The organism is Pandoraea sp. PE-S2R-1 (genome assembly GCF_002179865.1).
Lineage (GTDB): Bacteria > Pseudomonadota > Gammaproteobacteria > Burkholderiales > Burkholderiaceae > Pandoraea.
In genome coordinates, this window is the sequence record NZ_NGUR01000012.1 from 138,363 (window position 1) to 155,020 (window position 16,658).

Genomic DNA, 16,658 nt, shown 5'->3' on the forward strand with positions numbered 1-16,658 from the left:
TACAGCACTTGCACACGAGCGTCGCCCGCTCACTGCCGCGTCACCGCCCTTCCGGCGGCGGCAGCATGGGCGGCGCACCCGAGGTGCCCGAAGCACCCGCTGCGCCCGCTGCGCCCGCAGCATCGCCACTTTCGTGGGTCAGCGTCGTGGCGGCCGGCAGCACGGTGCCGTGAAGCGTCGGTTCGTGATGGGCGGCCTCTTCGATGCGCAACCGCGAGAGCGCGCGCAGGCAGTAATGCGCGAACCACAGCGCCGAAAACACGAAGATCACCACGTAAAGCCAGATCGCCAGCAACGCAATGACCGGGAACAGCACGATCATGATGACCGACGACACCCACAGCAGCGTCGGCAACGAGCCCAGCAGCCCGGTCGCCACCCCGATGACCAGCAGCGGCAAGCGTCGTTCCCGCACGATCCGCTTGCGCTCCTCCGCACTCGCGTGAAACGCCAGCGCGTCGTAAGTCATGACCCGATACGTCAGCCAGCCCCACAACAGCGGCGGCACGATCGCGAAGAACGGCGGCACGAGCCACAGCGGCAACGTCACGAGTGCCGCGATGAGAAAGATGACAGTAGCGCCCAGCGACTGGCCGAGGCTGCCCCAGAACGAGCCGCCCTTGCGCGCTTCCAGATGAATGAAGTGCCGGCGCGACAAATGCCGCAATACGGCCGGCATCGACCAGCCGGCGATCAGCAGCAGCGCGGTGACGACGATCAACGGCACGAGCAGCGCCACGAGAATGAACGGGGCGAGCGCCATGCGCACGCTATCTACGCCGAAGTAGCCGAAGAACCGGTAAATCCACTGCGTGAACTCCCACTGCTCAAGCCACAGCCGCAGGAAGTCGGTGAACGGCTCCCAGCCGAACCAGATCACGGCCCCCCAGATCAGGCCGGAAACAAAAAAGGGCATCGCCGTGAGCCACAACATGCGCGGGTGCAGCAGGCTCACGAGCGCGCGGCCAAGCGCGCGAAGAATATCGTTCATGCAGATTCGGTGCGGTCAGTACGGGAAGCGGATGGACGGCCATCGCGGTCATTACGACCGTTGGGGCCATTGGTGATATCGGTGACACCGGTGACATTGGGGCCATTCCGGCGAGTCGGCCGCAGGCTTCTGGCCATGCGTTTGAGGCCGAGCCATTGCTGGGCCCAGAACCCTTCGCCATAGTCGGCCGAGCGGCCGGCCGGCGGCGGCAGTTGATCGCGAATGCCGGTCGCCACGGCGGCGGACGAAAAGTCTGCCGTGCGAAACGCCATATCCCACCAAGGAAACAGCACGCCGAAATTGCAGCCGCGATGGCGCCCCTCATGTCCGGCGCCGATGGCGTGATGGCGGCGATGGAACGTCGGACTCACGAGCAACCGCTCACCCAGCCACCCGAAGCGCAGCCGGGTATTCGCATGCTGCAAGCTTTGCAGCCATTCCGACACGGCCACGAGCAGCACGAACTGCACCGGGCTCACGCCGATCAGGATCGCGATGGTCGCAAAAAACGCGGCCTTGATCAGATCGTCGAGCAAATGGTTGCGGTTATCCGTCCAGAGCGACATTTGCCGCTGGCTGTGATGCACCGCGTGCAGCGCCCACCACCAGCGGAACGTGTGGCCCCAGCGGTGATACCAGTAACCCGCAAAATCGAGAATCAGCAGATAGATCAGAAAACTCGCCAGCGCGTGATCCGTCACCCCCGGCCAGACATCTTCCAAATTCAGATTGACGAAACCCATCAGGCGCAGCCACGACTGCAAGGCGTCAAAGAGCGGGCGGAACGCGAAGAAGAACACCAGATTGAACAGGCCGCACCGGTGCACGAGCGTGTAGAGCACGTCCACACGCACGGCGCGCCGTTCGCGCCATGCTTCAGCGGGCGCAATGGCTTCGAGCGGGCGCAGCAGCACCAGCATGAGCACAATCTGGAGAACGCCGATGAGGAAGAACTGCACGGCGTCGTAAGCATCGTCGGCGAACGACATCAGCCCGGTGGCGAACAGCACGGGCTGCACGATGCGGGTATAGATCTCGGTCTGCGCCGCCGAGAAGGCGGCGTAGAAACCGTCGACCAGCGTTTCGAACATGGAGCGGGGCCGGGCGTCACGGGGACACCCGGTCAGAGAAGCCGTTGCGGCAATGCCCCGATGTTACAGCACCGGCGCGCGGTCGTAGAAGTAGATCCCGTGCGGGGAACGGCCGACCGGAATGGTGTTGATCAGCTTGCGCGACGCGAGGTCGATGATGCCGACCTTGCGCGCCCAGCGGAACGTCACCCACAGCGTCTTGCGGTCCGCCGAGAGCTCCATGTCGTCAGGCCCCGGCAGCAGGCCGGTGATGTCGCCCACGTTGGTGAGCGCGTCCTGATCGATGATGCTGATCGTGCTCGACACGCGGTTCGAAATCAGCACGTGCTTGCCGTCGGCCAGCGAGCGGAAGTTGTGCGCGCCCTTGCCCGTCGGGATCGTCTTCACGACCTTCTGGTTGCGCCAGTCCACCACAGCCGCGTAATCGGCACCGGTCATGCCCACCAGCAAGTACTTGTCGCCGGGCGTGAGCCACACCCCTGCCGGGCTGTCGCCGACCTTCATCTTCCAGATCACTTTCTGGCTGGCCAGATCGATGGCGGCCACTTCGTTCGACTCTTGCAGCGAGATGAACACGAGCTTGCTGTCTTGCGTGAAGACCAGGTGGCTCGGCATCTTCTTGAGCGGAATGCGCGACGCTACCGTCAGATTCTTGCCGTCGAACTTGTAGACGTCCACGCGATCCAGACGCAGACCGTTGGCGACGAACCACTTCTTGTCCGGCGAAAAACCGATCTGATATGGGTCTTCGATGTTCTCGATCTTGCGTTGAATCTGCCCCGTCTTCGGGTCGAGGAACACGAGGTTGTTGCCCACCGAATTCGCCACGATGAGCGACTGGTTGTCGGGCGTCGCCATCAGGTGATGCGGTTCCTTGCCGACCGGAAACGTCTGGATGACCTTCTGGCTAGTCTTGTCGATCAGGCTGACGCTGGCGTCGCCGGAATTGAGCACCACCACCACGCCGTCCGGCACCGCTGCGGGCGCGGCCGGTGCGGCCACGGCCGCCGGCCCGGCAAGCGCCGTCAGGCCGAAGGAAGCAGCCAGACTGGCGGCGATCAGGAATTTACGCATTGCGAAATCTCTCGGGAAAAAAGAGTCACTGAAGAGTCTCTGCGAGCTCGCTGCGGGGCCATCGTCTGGCCGCCGCAGCGTCGCGAAAAAGTTTCGCTATTGTAGGCTGGGAAATTGCCTAAGCGCGCGCCTCACCGGCGCTTTTTTGATCAGACGAAACAGTATCTCGACAGTTCCTGATGTAGCGCAAACCGGCACGGGCAATCAGCGTTGCAACGCCTCCCAGACCTTGTGCAGACGCTTGACCGACACCGGCATCGGCGTGCGCAGCTCTTGCGCGAAGAGCGATACCCGCAGCTCTTCGAGCAGCCAACGGAACTCCTCCAGCCGCACATCGCCGTGGTCGCGGCGCTGCGACGTCGCCCGTTGCCAGTTTTGCAGCAGCGGGCCCAGTTCGCTCATCGCACGTGCATCGCGGGCCGGGTCGGCCTTGAGCTTGTCGATACGCGCCGCCATCGCCTTCAGATAGCGCGGGTAATGGGCCAGTTGCGCGTACGGCGTGTCGATCAGGAACCGCTTGCCGATCAGACGCTGCAACTGCGCCGTGAGGTCGGCGTAGGCCTGCGCAAACGGCTTGGCCTGCGCCAGCTTCTTCTGCAAGGCCGCATATTCCGTGAGAATCAGCCCCGCCAGCCGCGCGATCTCCTGCGCGAGCAGCGTGAGCCGGCCGCGCCCTTCGTCCTTGCGCGCGACGAACGAGGTGTTATCGCTCGGCCACGGCAATTGCAGGCAGGCGCGCTCCAGCGCGAGATCCACGATCTGATCGCGCAACTCCTCCTGCGTGCCCAGATTCATGTACTGCATCGCCATCTGTTGCAGGCCGGGGATGTTCTTCTCGAGGAATTTCACCTGTTCGCGCAACTGAATGGCGAACAGACGCCGCAGCCCGGCGCGGTGCTGACGCTGGGCTTCATCGGGGTCGTCGAACACTTCCAGATCGCAGTGATCGCCACGATCGACGAGTGCCGGGTAGCCGAACAACGTCTGCCCGCCACGCCGGATTTCGAGCATTTCGGGCAGTTCGCCGAAGCTCCACGTCGTGAGGTTGTCGTATCGGCCCGGCTCCACCGCTGCCGCAGACGCGCCCTGCCCGGCACCCGCGCCGCGCGAGGCTGCGCCCTTCGCACCCCCAGCAGCCCCCGCCGCGCCGGTCATGTCGCCCTTGCCAGCCTGCTTGGCAGACTGACGGCCACCGCCATCGCTGCCCGCACCACTCGCAAGCACGCCAGTGGGCGTCGTGCCGCTCTTTGCCGCGAGCTCTTGGAACGTACGCTGCGCCTGCTGACCGAGTTCTGCGCGCAATTGCGCGAGATTGCGGCCCATGCCGAGTTGGCGCCCGTGCTCGTCGACGATCTTGAAGTTCATCGTCAAGTGCGCGGGCAGCATCTCCAGCTTGAAATCGCTGGGGCTGAGCATGACACCGGTCTGCTCGCGCGCATCGGCCATCAGCGCGTCGAGCAAAGCCCCCTGCCCGAACGTCGCACGGTCGACAAACCCCGCCGCGTACTCGGGCAACGGCACGAAGTGACGCCGCAACTTCTGCGGCAACGACTTCATCAACAGGTGCGCTTTTTCCTTGAGCATGCCCGGCACCAGCCACTCGCAGCGGCGCGCGTCCACCTGATTGAGCGCGAAGAGCGGCACGGCGAGCGTGACACCGTCGCGCGGCGAACCCGGTTCGAAGTGGTACGTCAGCACCATCTCGATCCCCGCGATGACCGTCTTTTTCGGGAACAGATCGGTGGTCACGCCGGCCGCTTCGTGGCGCATCAGGTCGTCACGCACCAGATACAGCAGCTTCGGCGTGCCCTTCGCCGTCTCGCGATACCAGTGCTCGAAACTCGTGCCGTCGTAGAGATCCTCCGGCACCTGTGCGTCGTAGAACGCGTAAATCAGCTCGTCGTCGACCAGCACGTCCTGCCGGCGCGACTTGTGTTCCAACTGTTCGATGTCGGCGATCAGCTTGCGGTTATGCGCGTAGAACGGCAGCTTGGTTTCCCATTCCCCTTCCACCAGCGCACTGCGCAGGAAAATCTCGCGGGCACGACGCGGATCGCGCGGGCCGAAATTCATCCGGCGGCGCGCGTAGATCGTCAGGCCGTACAACGTGCCACGCTCGTAGGCGGTGACCTGCGCGGCCTTCTTTTCCCAGTGCGCGTCGGACAGCGAGGTCTTCACCAGATGCTTGCCCACGCGCTCGATCCATTCCGGCTCGATCCGGGCAATGCAGCGCGCATACAGGCGGCTCGTCTCGACCAGTTCACCGGCCATCACCCAGCGGCCCGCCTTCTTCACCAGCGACGACCCCGGCCAGATATGGAACTTGATGCCGTGGGCGCCGAGGAAATGCGGATCGTCGTCGGCCTTGCAGCCGATGTTGCCGAGCAGACCGGCGAGCAACGCGAGGTGCACCTGTTCATACGTCGCTTCCGACTCGTTGAGGCGCCAGCCCTGCTCGCGCACCACCGTCAGCAACTGGCTGTGCACGTCGCGCCATTCGCGCAAGCGCAACTGCGAGAGGAAGTTCTCGCGGCACGCCTGCCCGAGCAAGCGGTTCGACTTCTTGTGCGCAATCGCCTCGTCGAACCAGCGCCACATCTTGATCCACGAGAGGAATTCGGACTTCTCGTCGGCGAACTTGCGATGGGCGTTATCGGCGGCGTCCTGCGCCTCGATGGGCCGATCGCGCGGATCTTGCACCGCCAGTCCGGCGGCGATGATGAGCACTTCGCGCAGCGACTGCTGATCTCGCGCGGCGAGAATCATGCGGCCGACGCGGGGGTCGAGCGGCAAACGGGCCAGCTCGCGCCCGAGCGGCGTAAGCTGATTGGTGTCGTCCACGGCACCCAGTTCGTTCAGCAACTGGTACCCGTCGGCGATCGCGCGGCCCGGCGGCGGCTCGATGAACGGAAAGTCCTCGACCTTCGCCAGACGCAGCGATTGCATCCGCAAAATGACGGCGGCGAGCGACGAGCGGAGAATTTCCGGGTCGGTGAAGCGCACGCGCGACTGGAAGTCCGCTTCGTCGTACAAGCGGATGCACACGCCATCGGCCACCCGGCCGCAACGCCCGGCGCGCTGGTTCGCCGCCGCCTGCGAGATCGATTCGATCTGAAGCTGTTCGACCTTGTTGCGATAGGAATAGCGCTTCACACGCGCGGTGCCTGCGTCCACCACATAGCGAATGCCGGGCACCGTGAGCGAGGTTTCCGCCACGTTGGTGGCCAGCACGATGCGCCGCGCGTTCGACGCCTTGAAAACACGCTCCTGGTCCGTCGCCGAGAGGCGGGCGAACAACGGCAGAATCTCCGTGTGCGGCGGATGGTGCTTGCGCAGGGCCTCGGCGGCTTCGCGAATTTCGCGCTCACCCGGCAGAAACACCAGCACATCGCCCGAGCCTTCACGGCATAGTTCGTCCACCGCGTCGACGATGCCATCCATCAAATCGCGATCACGGTCGCGCGCGCTGGCGCGGCTGCCCTCGCGCCCTTCCGCGTTGGCAATGCGGGCGTCGTCCTGAATCGGGCGATAGCGCACTTCCACCGGGTACAGGCGGCCACTGACTTCGATCACCGGCGCGGGGTGCAGCGTTTCACCGTCCATCGTGCCGAAGTGACGGGCGAAGCGGTCCGCGTCGATCGTGGCCGAGGTGATGATCACCTTCAGGTCGGGCCGGCGCGGCAGCAGTTGCTTGAGGTAGCCGAGCAGGAAGTCGATGTTCAGACTGCGCTCATGCGCCTCGTCGATGATGATGGTGTCGTACGCACGCAACAGCGGGTCGGTCTGCGTCTCGGCCAGCAGAATGCCGTCGGTCATCAATTTGACCGACGCGCCATTCGAAAGCGTGTCGTTGAAACGCACCTTGAAGCCGACGATTTCGCCGAGCGGGGTGTTCAATTCGTCGGCGATACGGCGTGCCGTGGCCGAGGCCGCGATACGGCGCGGCTGCGTGTGGCCGATCAGGCCTGTGCCGCCCGCACCCAGCCCGCGACCGAGCGCGAGACAGATTTTGGGAAGCTGAGTGGTCTTGCCCGAGCCGGTTTCGCCGCTCACGATCACGACCTGATGGCCCGCGATGGCGCGGGCGATCTCCTCGCGGCGGCCGGACACCGGCAGCGCTTCGGGAAACTGAATCTCGGGAATTCGGTTGGCGGCGGCCTGCTTCGCGGCCAGCCGCTCGGCGTCGCGTTCAGCCCGTTGGGCGGCCGTCATGCGGCGTTCGCCGGCATTCTCACGTCCGCGTTTAGGTCCCGCAGCCGGCACTGTCGGCTTCGGGGGCTTAGATTGTCGATTTCGTTCATCACTTGCCATGGGCGCGCATTATATAATCTGCGGATGTTTGCGCACGTACACCCATGCTGACCGAACCCGATCCCGCCCTACAAGACGAAGAGACCGCCCACCAAGCCCAGTTTGTGGATTGGCTGCGCTCGGTCGCCCCCTACATCCATGCATTTCGTGACAAGACCTTCGTGGTCGCCTTTGGTGGCGAACTTGTTGCGGCCGGCGGGCTCGATACCCTGATTCAGGATGTCGCGCTGCTGTGCGCCATGGGCATGCATATCGTGCTGGTGCACGGCTCGCGACCCCAGGTCGAAGAGCAGATGCGCCTGCGACATATCGAATCGCACTTTGCCCAGCAGCTCCGTATCACCGACGCGGCCGCGCTTGAAGCGGTCAAGGAAGCGGCCGGTGAGTTGCGTCTGGATATCGAAGCGTCGATCAGCCAGGGTTTGCCGAATACGCCGATGGGCAACGCGCGCATCAGCGTGGTGTCGGGCAACTTCGTCACGGCGCGCCCGGTGGGCATTGTCGACGGCGTGGATTTCCAGCACACCGGCGTGGTGCGCAAGGTCGATGCCGAATCGATTCGCCTGTCGCTCGCCAACGGCAAGATCGTGCTGCTCTCGCCGCTCGGCTTCTCGCCGACGGGTCAGTCGTTCAATCTGACGATGGAAGACGTGGCATCCTCGGCGGCGATTGCGCTGCGCGCGGACAAGCTGATCTTCATCACCGAGACGCCGGGCATTCTCAACGAATACAACGAGTTGCAGCGTGAGCTGACGCTCGAAGACGCCCAGCGCATGCAGTCGCAGGGCGCGCTCGACCGCGACTCGGCGTTCTATCTGAAATACGCCACACGCGCTTGCCGCGCGGGCGTGGGACGCGCGCACATCGTGCCGTTCGCGCTCGATGGCAGCATGCTGCTCGAACTGTTCTCGCACGATGGCGTGGGCACCATGATCTCGTACGAGAACCTGGAAAGCCTGCGTGAAGCGACGGTCGACGACGTCGGCGGCATCTTGCAGCTCATCGAGCCGCTGGAATCCGACGGCACGCTGGTGCGTCGCGGACGTCACCAGCTCGAGCGCGATATCGACCACTTCTCGGTCATCGAGCACGATGGGCGTCTGTTCGGCTGCGCGGCATTGTATCCGTACCCGAGCGAGCGCATCGGCGAGATGGCCTGCCTCACGGTGGACCCGGAAGCTCAGGGTTCGGGGGACGGCGAGCGGCTGCTCAAGCATATCGAGCAACGCGCGCGGGCGCGGGGGCTGGAGCGGCTGTTCGTGCTCACCACGCGTACCGAGCACTGGTTCCTCAAGCGCGGCTTCGTCAAGGCAGGCGTCGACGACCTGCCGGCCGACCGTCGCCGGCTTTACAACTGGCAGCGCCGGTCGCTGGTGCTGATCAAGAAGCTGTAACACGACACCGGGGGACGGGCCGCGTGGTTTGAGACCGATGTTTCATCGGCACCTTGAGTCTGACGCGCCCTGCCCCCATATCCGGATATCGGCCACGGCAAACGACGTCTCGATGTCGTCGCGTGAGTGCGTGGCCGCTCTTTTCACGCCCTACCCAAGATTACGAAGGAGTTCCCCATGGCTCGCATGGTTCAATGCATCAAACTCGGCAAGGAAGCCGAAGGTCTCGATTTCCCGCCGATGCCCGGCGAGCTCGGCAAGCGCCTGTGGGAGAGCGTGTCGAAAGAAGCATGGGCCGGCTGGCTCAAGCAGCAGACCATGCTCATCAACGAAAACCGTCTGAACATGGCTGACCCGCGCGCGCGCCAGTATCTGGTCAAGCAGACCGAGAAGTACTTCTTCGGCGAAGGCGCCGATGTGGCGCAAGGCTACGTGCCGCCGCCCTCGGAGTAAGCCTCGCGCACCGCCGGTGGCCTTGAGGGTCATTGAGGGTCACCGCCGGCCGAGATGAAAAAAGGGGTTCTCGACGTCATGTCGTGAACCCCTTTTTCTTTGCCTGAACCGCTGACTGCCAGCGGCTGTCAACGTTGACCGGATGCGTGTCAGGCAGGCTTGCCCGTCATGCCCATGCCTTCAACCGCCGCATTTCCCGCGTTGGCACCGAGCGACGCTGCCCCGCAGTGGTGGCAATAGTGCGCGAACGCGTTCTTGCGCGTCTTGCACGTGCCGCAGTGGTCGAACAGGCAAATGCCGCAGTGCATGCAGAAATCGCGCTCCGGGTCGTCGAGCTTCACCGGACGTTCGCACCCCGGGCACACCGCCTTCGACAGCCGCGCTTGCGCCAGATCGTACGACAGCGTCTTGCGGCGCTCCTGATCCGGCAACTGCTCCTCCGCCTTCTGCCGCGCCAGATAGCGTTGCAGCGAGACGATGGCGTAGCGCCCGATCAGCACCGTCAACACAATGCCCACCAGATAGCGCACATAACCACCGTAGTCCGGCAGATACGGCACCAGTTCGACAAAGAATGCGAACAGCGCGAAGAAGATAAAGCCCCAGACGAACGGCCACCACGTGCTCTTGCGCTGACGCACGAAGAGCCAGCCGCCGATGGCCAGCAACGGCAACGTGATCGCCAGACGAATGCCGAAGACTTTCAGGTCCTGCGAGCGCTGGATCGCGGCCAACTGTTCGCTGGCTGCCGTGTTGAGCGCAAAGCGTGCCGTACGGGCCGACTGCACTGCGCGCGAGGCGTCGAGTTGCTTCGTTTCCAGCGTGTCGACCTGCGTTTGCGCATCGCGTTCGGCAGCCTTGAGCGCGTCGAGGGCGCGCGTGCGGGAGACGAGTTCGGCATCCTGACTCGCCTGCGCCGTAGCGGTGCGCGTGGCCACCCAATCGTTGAACGACTCACGCGCATTGCGATAAGCCGTGCTGCGCGCCTTCAGTTGCAGACGTGCCGTTTCCAACTTCGTCTGGATGTCTTCGGCCTGCGTTTCTGCCTGCTTGATGGCGGCATCGGCGCGAGTTGCCTGTGCCGGATCGATAAACGAATCGAGCGTGGGCGCCGGAGCGACGCCCGGCAGCTTGTCGACGACCAGACCGCCGAGACCGATCAAAAACGCCGCAAACAGCACGGCGATCAGCCACAACCCACGGCGAAACCAAGTTTCGGGAAGACGACGCGATTGAGCCATCCTGCCCTCCAGGGTCAGTTATTTGTAGTCGATGGTCTTGACGCCCTCGGGCGTGCCCATGAGCGTCAGGTCGGCACCACGTTGCGCAAAAAGGCCTACCGTCACCACGCCCGGCAGTTGATTGATTTGCGTCTCGAACGCCACCGGATCGAGAATTTGCAGGCCGTGCACGTCGAGAATCGCGCAGCCGTTATCGGTCATGTACGGGCTGCCGTCGGCGCGCACGCGCGCTTGCGGCTTGCCGCCGAGGGCGGTGAGTGCACGGGCGACGCTGGCCTGCGCCATCGGGATGACTTCCACCGGCAGCGGGAACACGCCGAGCACGGCGACGAGCTTCGACGCGTCGACCACGCAGACGAATTCCTTCGCGACCGAGGCGACGATCTTCTCGCGCGTGAGCGCCCCGCCGCCGCCCTTGACCATGTGGCCCAGCGCGTTGATTTCGTCCGCACCGTCCACATAGACGGGCAGGCTGTCGATCTGGTTCAGGTCGAACACTTCGATGCCGTGCTTGCGCAGGCGCTCCGTGCTCGCTTCCGAGCTCGATACCGCGCCGCGATAGCGGCCCTTGTGGGCGGCGATGGCGTCGATAAAGCAGTTCGCCGTGGACCCGGTGCCCACGCCGATCACGCTGCCTTCGGGCACGTGTTGGTTCACATAGTCGGCAGCAGCCTGGCCGACCAAGCGTTTGAGTTCGTCCTGGGTCATGGGGAATTCCGGCAAAGTTTGGTAAAGTCGGAAGTTTACCGGAGTCGGGCGTGCCGCGCCGTATTTCGTCGCACGGCATGCCGGCAGTTTCGCGCCGACCGCCCCCCCGTTGCGGGGCGGCATCATCGGCATCATGTCATGCAGTGCATTACTCGTAAGGCCCGCCATCATGAATCAGCTCGATCAGCTCAAGCGCCACACCATCGTCGTTGCCGACACCGGCGACTTCCAGGCCATGGATGCCTACAAGCCGCAGGACGCGACCACCAATCCGTCGTTGATTCTCGGTGCCGTGCAAAAAGACGCCTACAAACCGATTCTCGCGCGCGTGGTGAGTGAGCATCGTGCCGAGACCGTCGACGAAATCATCGATCGGCTGCTGATTGCGTTCGGGCGCGAAATTCTCGACATCGTGCCGGGGCGCGTGTCCACCGAAGTCGATGCGCGTTTGTCGTTCGACACTGCGGGCACCGTTGCCCGTGCGCGCAAGATCATTGCCATGTACGAAGCCGAGGGAATTGAGCGCAAGCGCGTGCTGATCAAGATCGCGTCGACGTGGGAAGGCATTCGGGCGGCGGAGATTCTCCAGCGCGACAACATCCACTGCAACATGACCTTGTTGTTCTCGCTGGTGCAGGCGGCGGCATGCGCCGAAGCCGGTGCCCAACTGATTTCGCCCTTTGTCGGCCGGATTTACGACTGGTACAAGAAGTCTGCCGGGGCCAAGTGGGACGAAGCCGCCAACGCAGGCGACAACGATCCGGGCGTGCAATCCGTCGCGGCGATTTATCGCTATTACAAGCATTTCGGTTACGACACCGAGGTCATGGGCGCGAGCTTCCGGTCAGCCGGCCAGATTCTGGCGCTGGCGGGTTGCGATCTGCTCACCATCAGCCCGGCGCTGCTTGAGCAGTTGCGCACGACCGAAGGCGACGTGCCGCGCAAGCTCGATGTCAAAGACGCGCGTGATGCGGCGATCGATCGCGTGAAGACCGACGAGCCGTCGTTCCGCTTCCAGCTCAACGACGATGCCATGGCGACCGAAAAGCTTGCCGAAGGCATTCGCGCGTTTGCTGCGGATGCGATCAAGCTCGAAGCGTTGATCGAAGCGGCACGATAAGCCACAAGGTTCGGGCGGATCAAAAGCAAAAAGCCGGCGAAAGCCGGCTTTTGCGTTGCTGCTGCGCGGATCGTGACCCGTGACCCTTGACCCTTGACTCTTGACTCACATGCGACTTACTTCGCTTTGGCGGCCACTTTGCGTTGACGCACGGCTTCGTACAGGCACACGGCGCTGGCGACCGAGACGTTCAGGCTTTCGCAGCCGCCCGACATCGGGATGCTCATCAGCATGTCGCAGTTCTCGCCCACGAGGCGGCGCATGCCCTCGCCTTCTGCGCCCATGACGATCGCCATCGGGCCGGTGAGCTTCGTGCCGTAGATGTCGGCGGGTGCGTCGTCCGACGTGCCGACCACCCAGATGCCGCGATCTTTGAGTTCGCGCAGCGTGCGCGACAGGTTCGTCACCATGATGTACGGCACCGTTTCAGCGGCACCGCTGGCGACCTTGGCCACCGTTGCGTTCAGGCCGACCGCGCGATCCTTCGGAGCGATCACAGCGTGAGCACCGGCGCCATCAGCCACGCGCAGGCAGGCGCCGAGGTTATGCGGATCGGTCACGCCATCGAGAATCAGCAGCAGCGGGTCACCCGAGATGCCGTCGAGCAATTCGTCGAGGTTCAGCGCGAGCGAGACTTCCTGCGCGCGGGCGACCACGCCTTGGTGGCGTGACGAACCGGCCATGCCGTCGAGGCGTTTGCCATCGGCCTGCACCACCTTGATCTTCACGCCCGGCGCGCCCTTGGCGGCTTCCACGGCTTTCAGAAAGTCCGACATGCGGCGGTCGCGCCGGGTCGGGTCGTAGTAGATCTCTTCGATGCTGGTTGCGTCGTGGCGCAGGCGGGCTGTGACGGCGTGAAAGCCGAACAGCATTTTCAATTGACTCATTTCACATCCTCAAAATAGCGTGTGCCGAGGCAGGCCCCGACGTCGGGCGGGCCGGACGGGTCGCGTTGGCCGGGGGCGTCGAATTCTCTGAATTCGCCCGGCTGTCGCACAAAGTACGACGGCGGCGGCACCCTTGCCGGGTGTCCGCCGCCGCAACCCTACGCGGTCTTCTGCGCTGCCTTGCTTGGACACGGGGGTCGGCACAAGGCGCACATCTTACTGCAAAGCGCGAACGGCCCCTGCGCTTTCCATGACATCGTGCACTGGGTGCATCGTGTCAGGCACAGGGCAATCCGGTCAGCGGCGCGGCTTCTTTGCCGGGCCGCCTGCGCGTTTCGACGAGGCCGTTTTACCGCCCGAGCGCTTCACGGGCGTGGGTGCGCCGCGTTCGCCGTGGGGGATCTTGACCTTTGCCGGCTTCGGTTTGGCTGCGTGCTTGCCGGCCGGGGCCAGTTGCACGCCGTTGAGCAGCGCGCCGCCCTTGGGCAGTTGACGCACCGACGGCCCTGCCCCTGCGCCAGCCGTGCCTGCTACGCCCGGCGTACCAGCGGCAGGCGTCGGCACCGGTGCGCCACCGCGCTCCGTGCGGCCTGAGGTCTTGGCGAGACTGCGGGCATTGGCTTCCTTCACCAGACGGAAGTCGATCTTGCGGGCATCGAGGTCCACACGGCTGACTTGCACGCGAACGCGGTCCGTCAGGCGGTAGCGAATGCCAGTGCGCTCACCACGCAGTTCGTGGCGGACTTCATCGAACTGGAAGTAATCGCTGCCCAGTTCCGTCACATGGACGAGGCCTTCGATGAAGAGGTCGTCGAGTTGCACGAAGATACCGAACGACGTGACCGCGCTGACCGTGCCGCCGTATTCCTCGCCGAGCTTGTCGCGCATGAAGTAGCACTTGAGCCAGGCTTCCACGTCGCGCGAGGCTTCATCGGCGCGGCGTTCATTGGCCGAGCAATGCAGGCCGAGTTCTTCCCAGACTGCGTCGCGCTTCTTCGCCGAGGGTGACTTCTTGTTCTTCGCCGCGTCGTCCTTTTGGAGCTTACGGGCGTGCGGCGAAATCCCGGTCGTCATATCGACGCCCTGCGGAATCTCGGGTTCGTACTTGCGGCCGGCGAGAATGGCCTTGATCGCGCGGTGCGTGAGCAAGTCCGGGTAGCGGCGAATCGGGCTCGTGAAGTGGGCGTAGGCCGGATAAGCGAGGCCGAAGTGGCCGATGTTATCGGGGCTGTAGACCGCTTGCTGCATCGAGCGGAGCAGCATTGTCTGGAGCATCGGTGCGTCGGGACGCGATTCGATTTGCGTCATCAGCTCCGAGTAATCCGAGGTTGCGGGTTCATCGCCGCCGCCGAGCGAGAGGCCGAGCGTCTTGAGGAACGTGCGCAGCACCTGAAGCTTCTCGCCCTTCGGCCCTGCGTGGATACGGTAGAGCCCGGGTTGCTTGTGACGCTTGAGGAAGTCGGCGGCACAAACGTTCGCCGTCAGCATGCATTCCTCGATCAGGCGGTGGGCGTCGTTGCGGGTGCGCGGCAGGATCTGTTCGATCTTGCCTTGCGCGTTGCAGACGATATACGTCTCTGTCGAATCGAACTCGATGGCGCCGCGCGACTTACGCGCTTTGGCGAGCACCTTGTACAGCTCGTAGAGATTTTGCAGATGCGGCAGCAGTGCGGCGCGGCGTTGGGCCTCCGGGCCCTTCGTGTTGCCGAGTACGGCGGCCACTTCCGTGTACGTGAGGCGTGCGGCCGAGTGAATCACGGCCTGATAGAACTGGTATGCCTTCACGTCACCGGTCGGGGTGACGATGGCATCGCAGACCAGCACACAGCGATCGACGTCCGGGTTCAGCGAGCAGAGGCCATTCGAGAGTTTCTCCGGCAGCATCGGAATGACGCGGCGGGGGAAGTAGACCGAGGTACTGCGCGTGAGGGCGTCGGCGTCGAGCGGGCCGCCTGAGGTGACGTAATGCGACACGTCGGCGATAGCGACGATCAGGCGGAAACCGTTGGCGCGGCCGATCTTGACGGGTTCACAGTAGACCGCATCGTCGAAGTCGCGGGCATCTTCACCGTCGATCGTGACGAGGGGCACATCGCGCAGGTCCACGCGGTGGCGCAGGTCTGGGGCGCGAACTTCGTCGGGGAGTGCACCGGCGGCGGCGAGGGCTTCGGGGGAAAACTGATGGGGCACGCCGTATTTACGGACGGCGATTTCGATTTCCATGCCGGGGTCATCGATATCACCGAGCACTTCCGAGACGCGGCCGATGGGTTGGCTGTAGCGGCTGGGGTAATCGGTGAGTTCGACCGAAACGACTTGTCCGACCTTCGCTTTGCCTTGCGAGCGGGGCGGGATGAGGATGTCGTGCCCGATGCGTTTGTCTTCCGGGGCGACGACCATCACACCGTTCTCGTTGAGAAGGCGGCCGATGACGTGGGTGTTGGCGCGGCTGACGACTTCGACGATGTGGCCTTCTGGGCGGCCGCGGCGATCGTAGCCGGCGACGCGCAGGAGGACGCGATCATTGTGCATGACCTTCTTCATCTCTTCCGTGGGGAGATAGAGGTCATCGCCATCGTCATCGCGCACGGCGAAGCCGTAGCCATCGCGGTGGCCGATGACACGGCCGGCGATGAAATTCGAGGGGTGAGTCAGTTGATAGTAACCACGGCGATCGAGACGAATTTGGTCATCGCGTTCCATGGCGGCGAGGCGTTTAAAGAAGCCTTCGCGTTCTTGCTTTTTGATGGCCAGGGCTTCGGCGATATCGTTGGCGGACAGCGCGGAATCGGCGGTGCGCAGTACACCGAGGATTTCTTCGCGGCTCGGAATCGGATAGGGATATTTGCTCAAAGGTCGGTAGCGTTACTGTGCCGGTTGAGTCCGGCCGAGCGGCGCACCATGCGCCCTACGGTCCGTGGTGATGTTCGCGCACCGGTAAAGGGGGTGTGTGGCGAGAACAAGGACAATCATACGGCAAACCTTGCGAAAACTGCCACCTGTGCGGATTTTGGTTTTTGCGTGGGGGTTGGGTGGGGAGTTTGAAATTTTTTTGTGCGGAAGTGTTGACAGTGCGAGGGTGCATGCGCATAATCTCACTTCTTCGCAGCGAGCAGGCAGTAACGAGTGAGCTGGCGATGCCCAGATGGCGGAATTGGTAGACGCACTAGTTTCAGGTACTAGCGGGTAACACCGTGGAGGTTCGAGTCCTCTTCTGGGCACCAAGACAAAGAAAGGCAGATGATCGAAAGATCATCTGCCTTTTTGTTTTGGCGCCCAGAAAGCAATGTGCTAATGCACATTGCGTGGGGACTCGAAAGGCATCGCTTGCAAGCGATGCCGGGGTCGCGCGGAGTGTGACCGAGTCCTCTCGGTGCCGGTAGGCGCC

10 protein-coding genes, 1 tRNA gene and 1 pseudogene are annotated in these 16,658 nt (G+C 63.8%); 4 read left to right on the top strand and 8 right to left on the bottom strand.

All coding sequences use genetic code 11. From position 1 onward, the window contains the following. Positions 1-40: 40 nt before the first annotated feature. From CDV44_RS15760 to hrpA, 4 genes and pseudogenes are all read right to left on the bottom strand, one after another. Positions 41-991 (bottom strand): EI24 domain-containing protein, encoded by a 951-nt coding sequence (locus CDV44_RS15760; protein WP_249277576.1) that lies wholly within the window; start codon positions 989-991, stop codon positions 41-43. A 107-nt stretch (positions 992-1,098) separates the two neighbouring features. Continuing rightward, positions 1,099-2,082: pseudogene (locus CDV44_RS15765) on the bottom strand (sterol desaturase family protein); the annotation flags it as partial. A 63-nt stretch (positions 2,083-2,145) separates the two neighbouring features. Next, a complete protein-coding gene (locus CDV44_RS15770; protein ID WP_087688876.1) occupies positions 2,146-3,156 on the bottom strand; it encodes a beta-propeller fold lactonase family protein in 1,011 nt (336 codons plus the stop codon). Positions 3,157-3,360: 204 nt separating this feature from the next. Further along, a complete protein-coding gene (hrpA, locus tag CDV44_RS15775) occupies positions 3,361-7,467 on the bottom strand; it encodes an ATP-dependent RNA helicase HrpA (protein WP_087688877.1) in 4,107 nt (1,368 codons plus the stop codon). 44 nt (positions 7,468-7,511) lie between these two features. Between hrpA and argA the strand changes: the two genes are divergently transcribed. After that, on the top strand, positions 7,512-8,861 hold the full coding sequence (gene argA / locus CDV44_RS15780) for an amino-acid N-acetyltransferase (protein ID WP_058379079.1): 1,350 nt from the start codon (positions 7,512-7,514) through the stop codon (positions 8,859-8,861). Positions 8,862-9,038: 177 nt separating this feature from the next. Continuing rightward, positions 9,039-9,314, top strand: a complete 276-nt coding sequence (locus CDV44_RS15785) for an oxidative damage protection protein (RefSeq protein ID WP_058379080.1) — start codon at positions 9,039-9,041, stop codon at positions 9,312-9,314. A gap of 149 nt (positions 9,315-9,463) precedes the next feature. Here CDV44_RS15785 and CDV44_RS15790 read toward each other — a convergent pair whose 3' ends face one another. Together CDV44_RS15790 and rpiA are read right to left on the bottom strand one after the other, a co-directional pair. Beyond that, positions 9,464-10,555, bottom strand: coding sequence for a serine endopeptidase (locus CDV44_RS15790; RefSeq protein WP_087688878.1), 1,092 nt, complete (start codon positions 10,553-10,555; stop codon positions 9,464-9,466). 18 nt (positions 10,556-10,573) lie between these two features. Beyond that, positions 10,574-11,263: a ribose-5-phosphate isomerase RpiA gene (rpiA, locus tag CDV44_RS15795; protein ID WP_058380347.1), complete on the bottom strand. Its 690-nt coding sequence runs from the start codon at positions 11,261-11,263 to the stop codon at positions 10,574-10,576. A 166-nt stretch (positions 11,264-11,429) separates the two neighbouring features. On the opposite strand from rpiA, the gene tal reads away from it, so the two are divergent. Further along, positions 11,430-12,383 (top strand): transaldolase, encoded by a 954-nt coding sequence (tal, locus tag CDV44_RS15800; RefSeq protein ID WP_087688918.1) that lies wholly within the window; start codon positions 11,430-11,432, stop codon positions 12,381-12,383. 116 nt (positions 12,384-12,499) lie between these two features. Here tal and rlmB read toward each other — a convergent pair whose 3' ends face one another. Beyond that, positions 12,500-13,270 carry a 23S rRNA (guanosine(2251)-2'-O)-methyltransferase RlmB gene (rlmB, locus tag CDV44_RS15805; protein ID WP_087688879.1) on the bottom strand — a complete coding sequence of 257 codons (771 nt, stop codon included), beginning with the start codon at positions 13,268-13,270 and terminating at the stop codon, positions 12,500-12,502. A gap of 297 nt (positions 13,271-13,567) precedes the next feature. After that, positions 13,568-16,123 (bottom strand): ribonuclease R, encoded by a 2,556-nt coding sequence (gene rnr, locus CDV44_RS15810; RefSeq protein WP_087688880.1) that lies wholly within the window; start codon positions 16,121-16,123, stop codon positions 13,568-13,570. Positions 16,124-16,409: 286 nt separating this feature from the next. On the opposite strand from rnr, the gene CDV44_RS15815 reads away from it, so the two are divergent. Next, positions 16,410-16,494: transfer RNA gene (locus CDV44_RS15815), tRNA-Leu, on the top strand. The last annotated feature ends 164 nt before the right edge of the window (positions 16,495-16,658 follow it).

Coding starts and splice junctions, on each gene's coding strand:
- CDV44_RS15760 (WP_249277576.1), bottom strand. CDS start 991: ATGAACGATATTCTTCGCGCGCTTGGCCGCGCGCTCGTGAGCCTGCTG.
- CDV44_RS15770 (WP_087688876.1), bottom strand. CDS start 3,156: ATGCGTAAATTCCTGATCGCCGCCAGTCTGGCTGCTTCCTTCGGCCTG.
- hrpA (WP_087688877.1), bottom strand. CDS start 7,467: ATGGCAAGTGATGAACGAAATCGACAATCTAAGCCCCCGAAGCCGACA.
- argA (WP_058379079.1), top strand. CDS start 7,512: ATGCTGACCGAACCCGATCCCGCCCTACAAGACGAAGAGACCGCCCAC.
- CDV44_RS15785 (WP_058379080.1), top strand. CDS start 9,039: ATGGCTCGCATGGTTCAATGCATCAAACTCGGCAAGGAAGCCGAAGGT.
- CDV44_RS15790 (WP_087688878.1), bottom strand. CDS start 10,555: ATGGCTCAATCGCGTCGTCTTCCCGAAACTTGGTTTCGCCGTGGGTTG.
- rpiA (WP_058380347.1), bottom strand. CDS start 11,263: ATGACCCAGGACGAACTCAAACGCTTGGTCGGCCAGGCTGCTGCCGAC.
- rlmB (WP_087688879.1), bottom strand. CDS start 13,270: ATGAGTCAATTGAAAATGCTGTTCGGCTTTCACGCCGTCACAGCCCGC.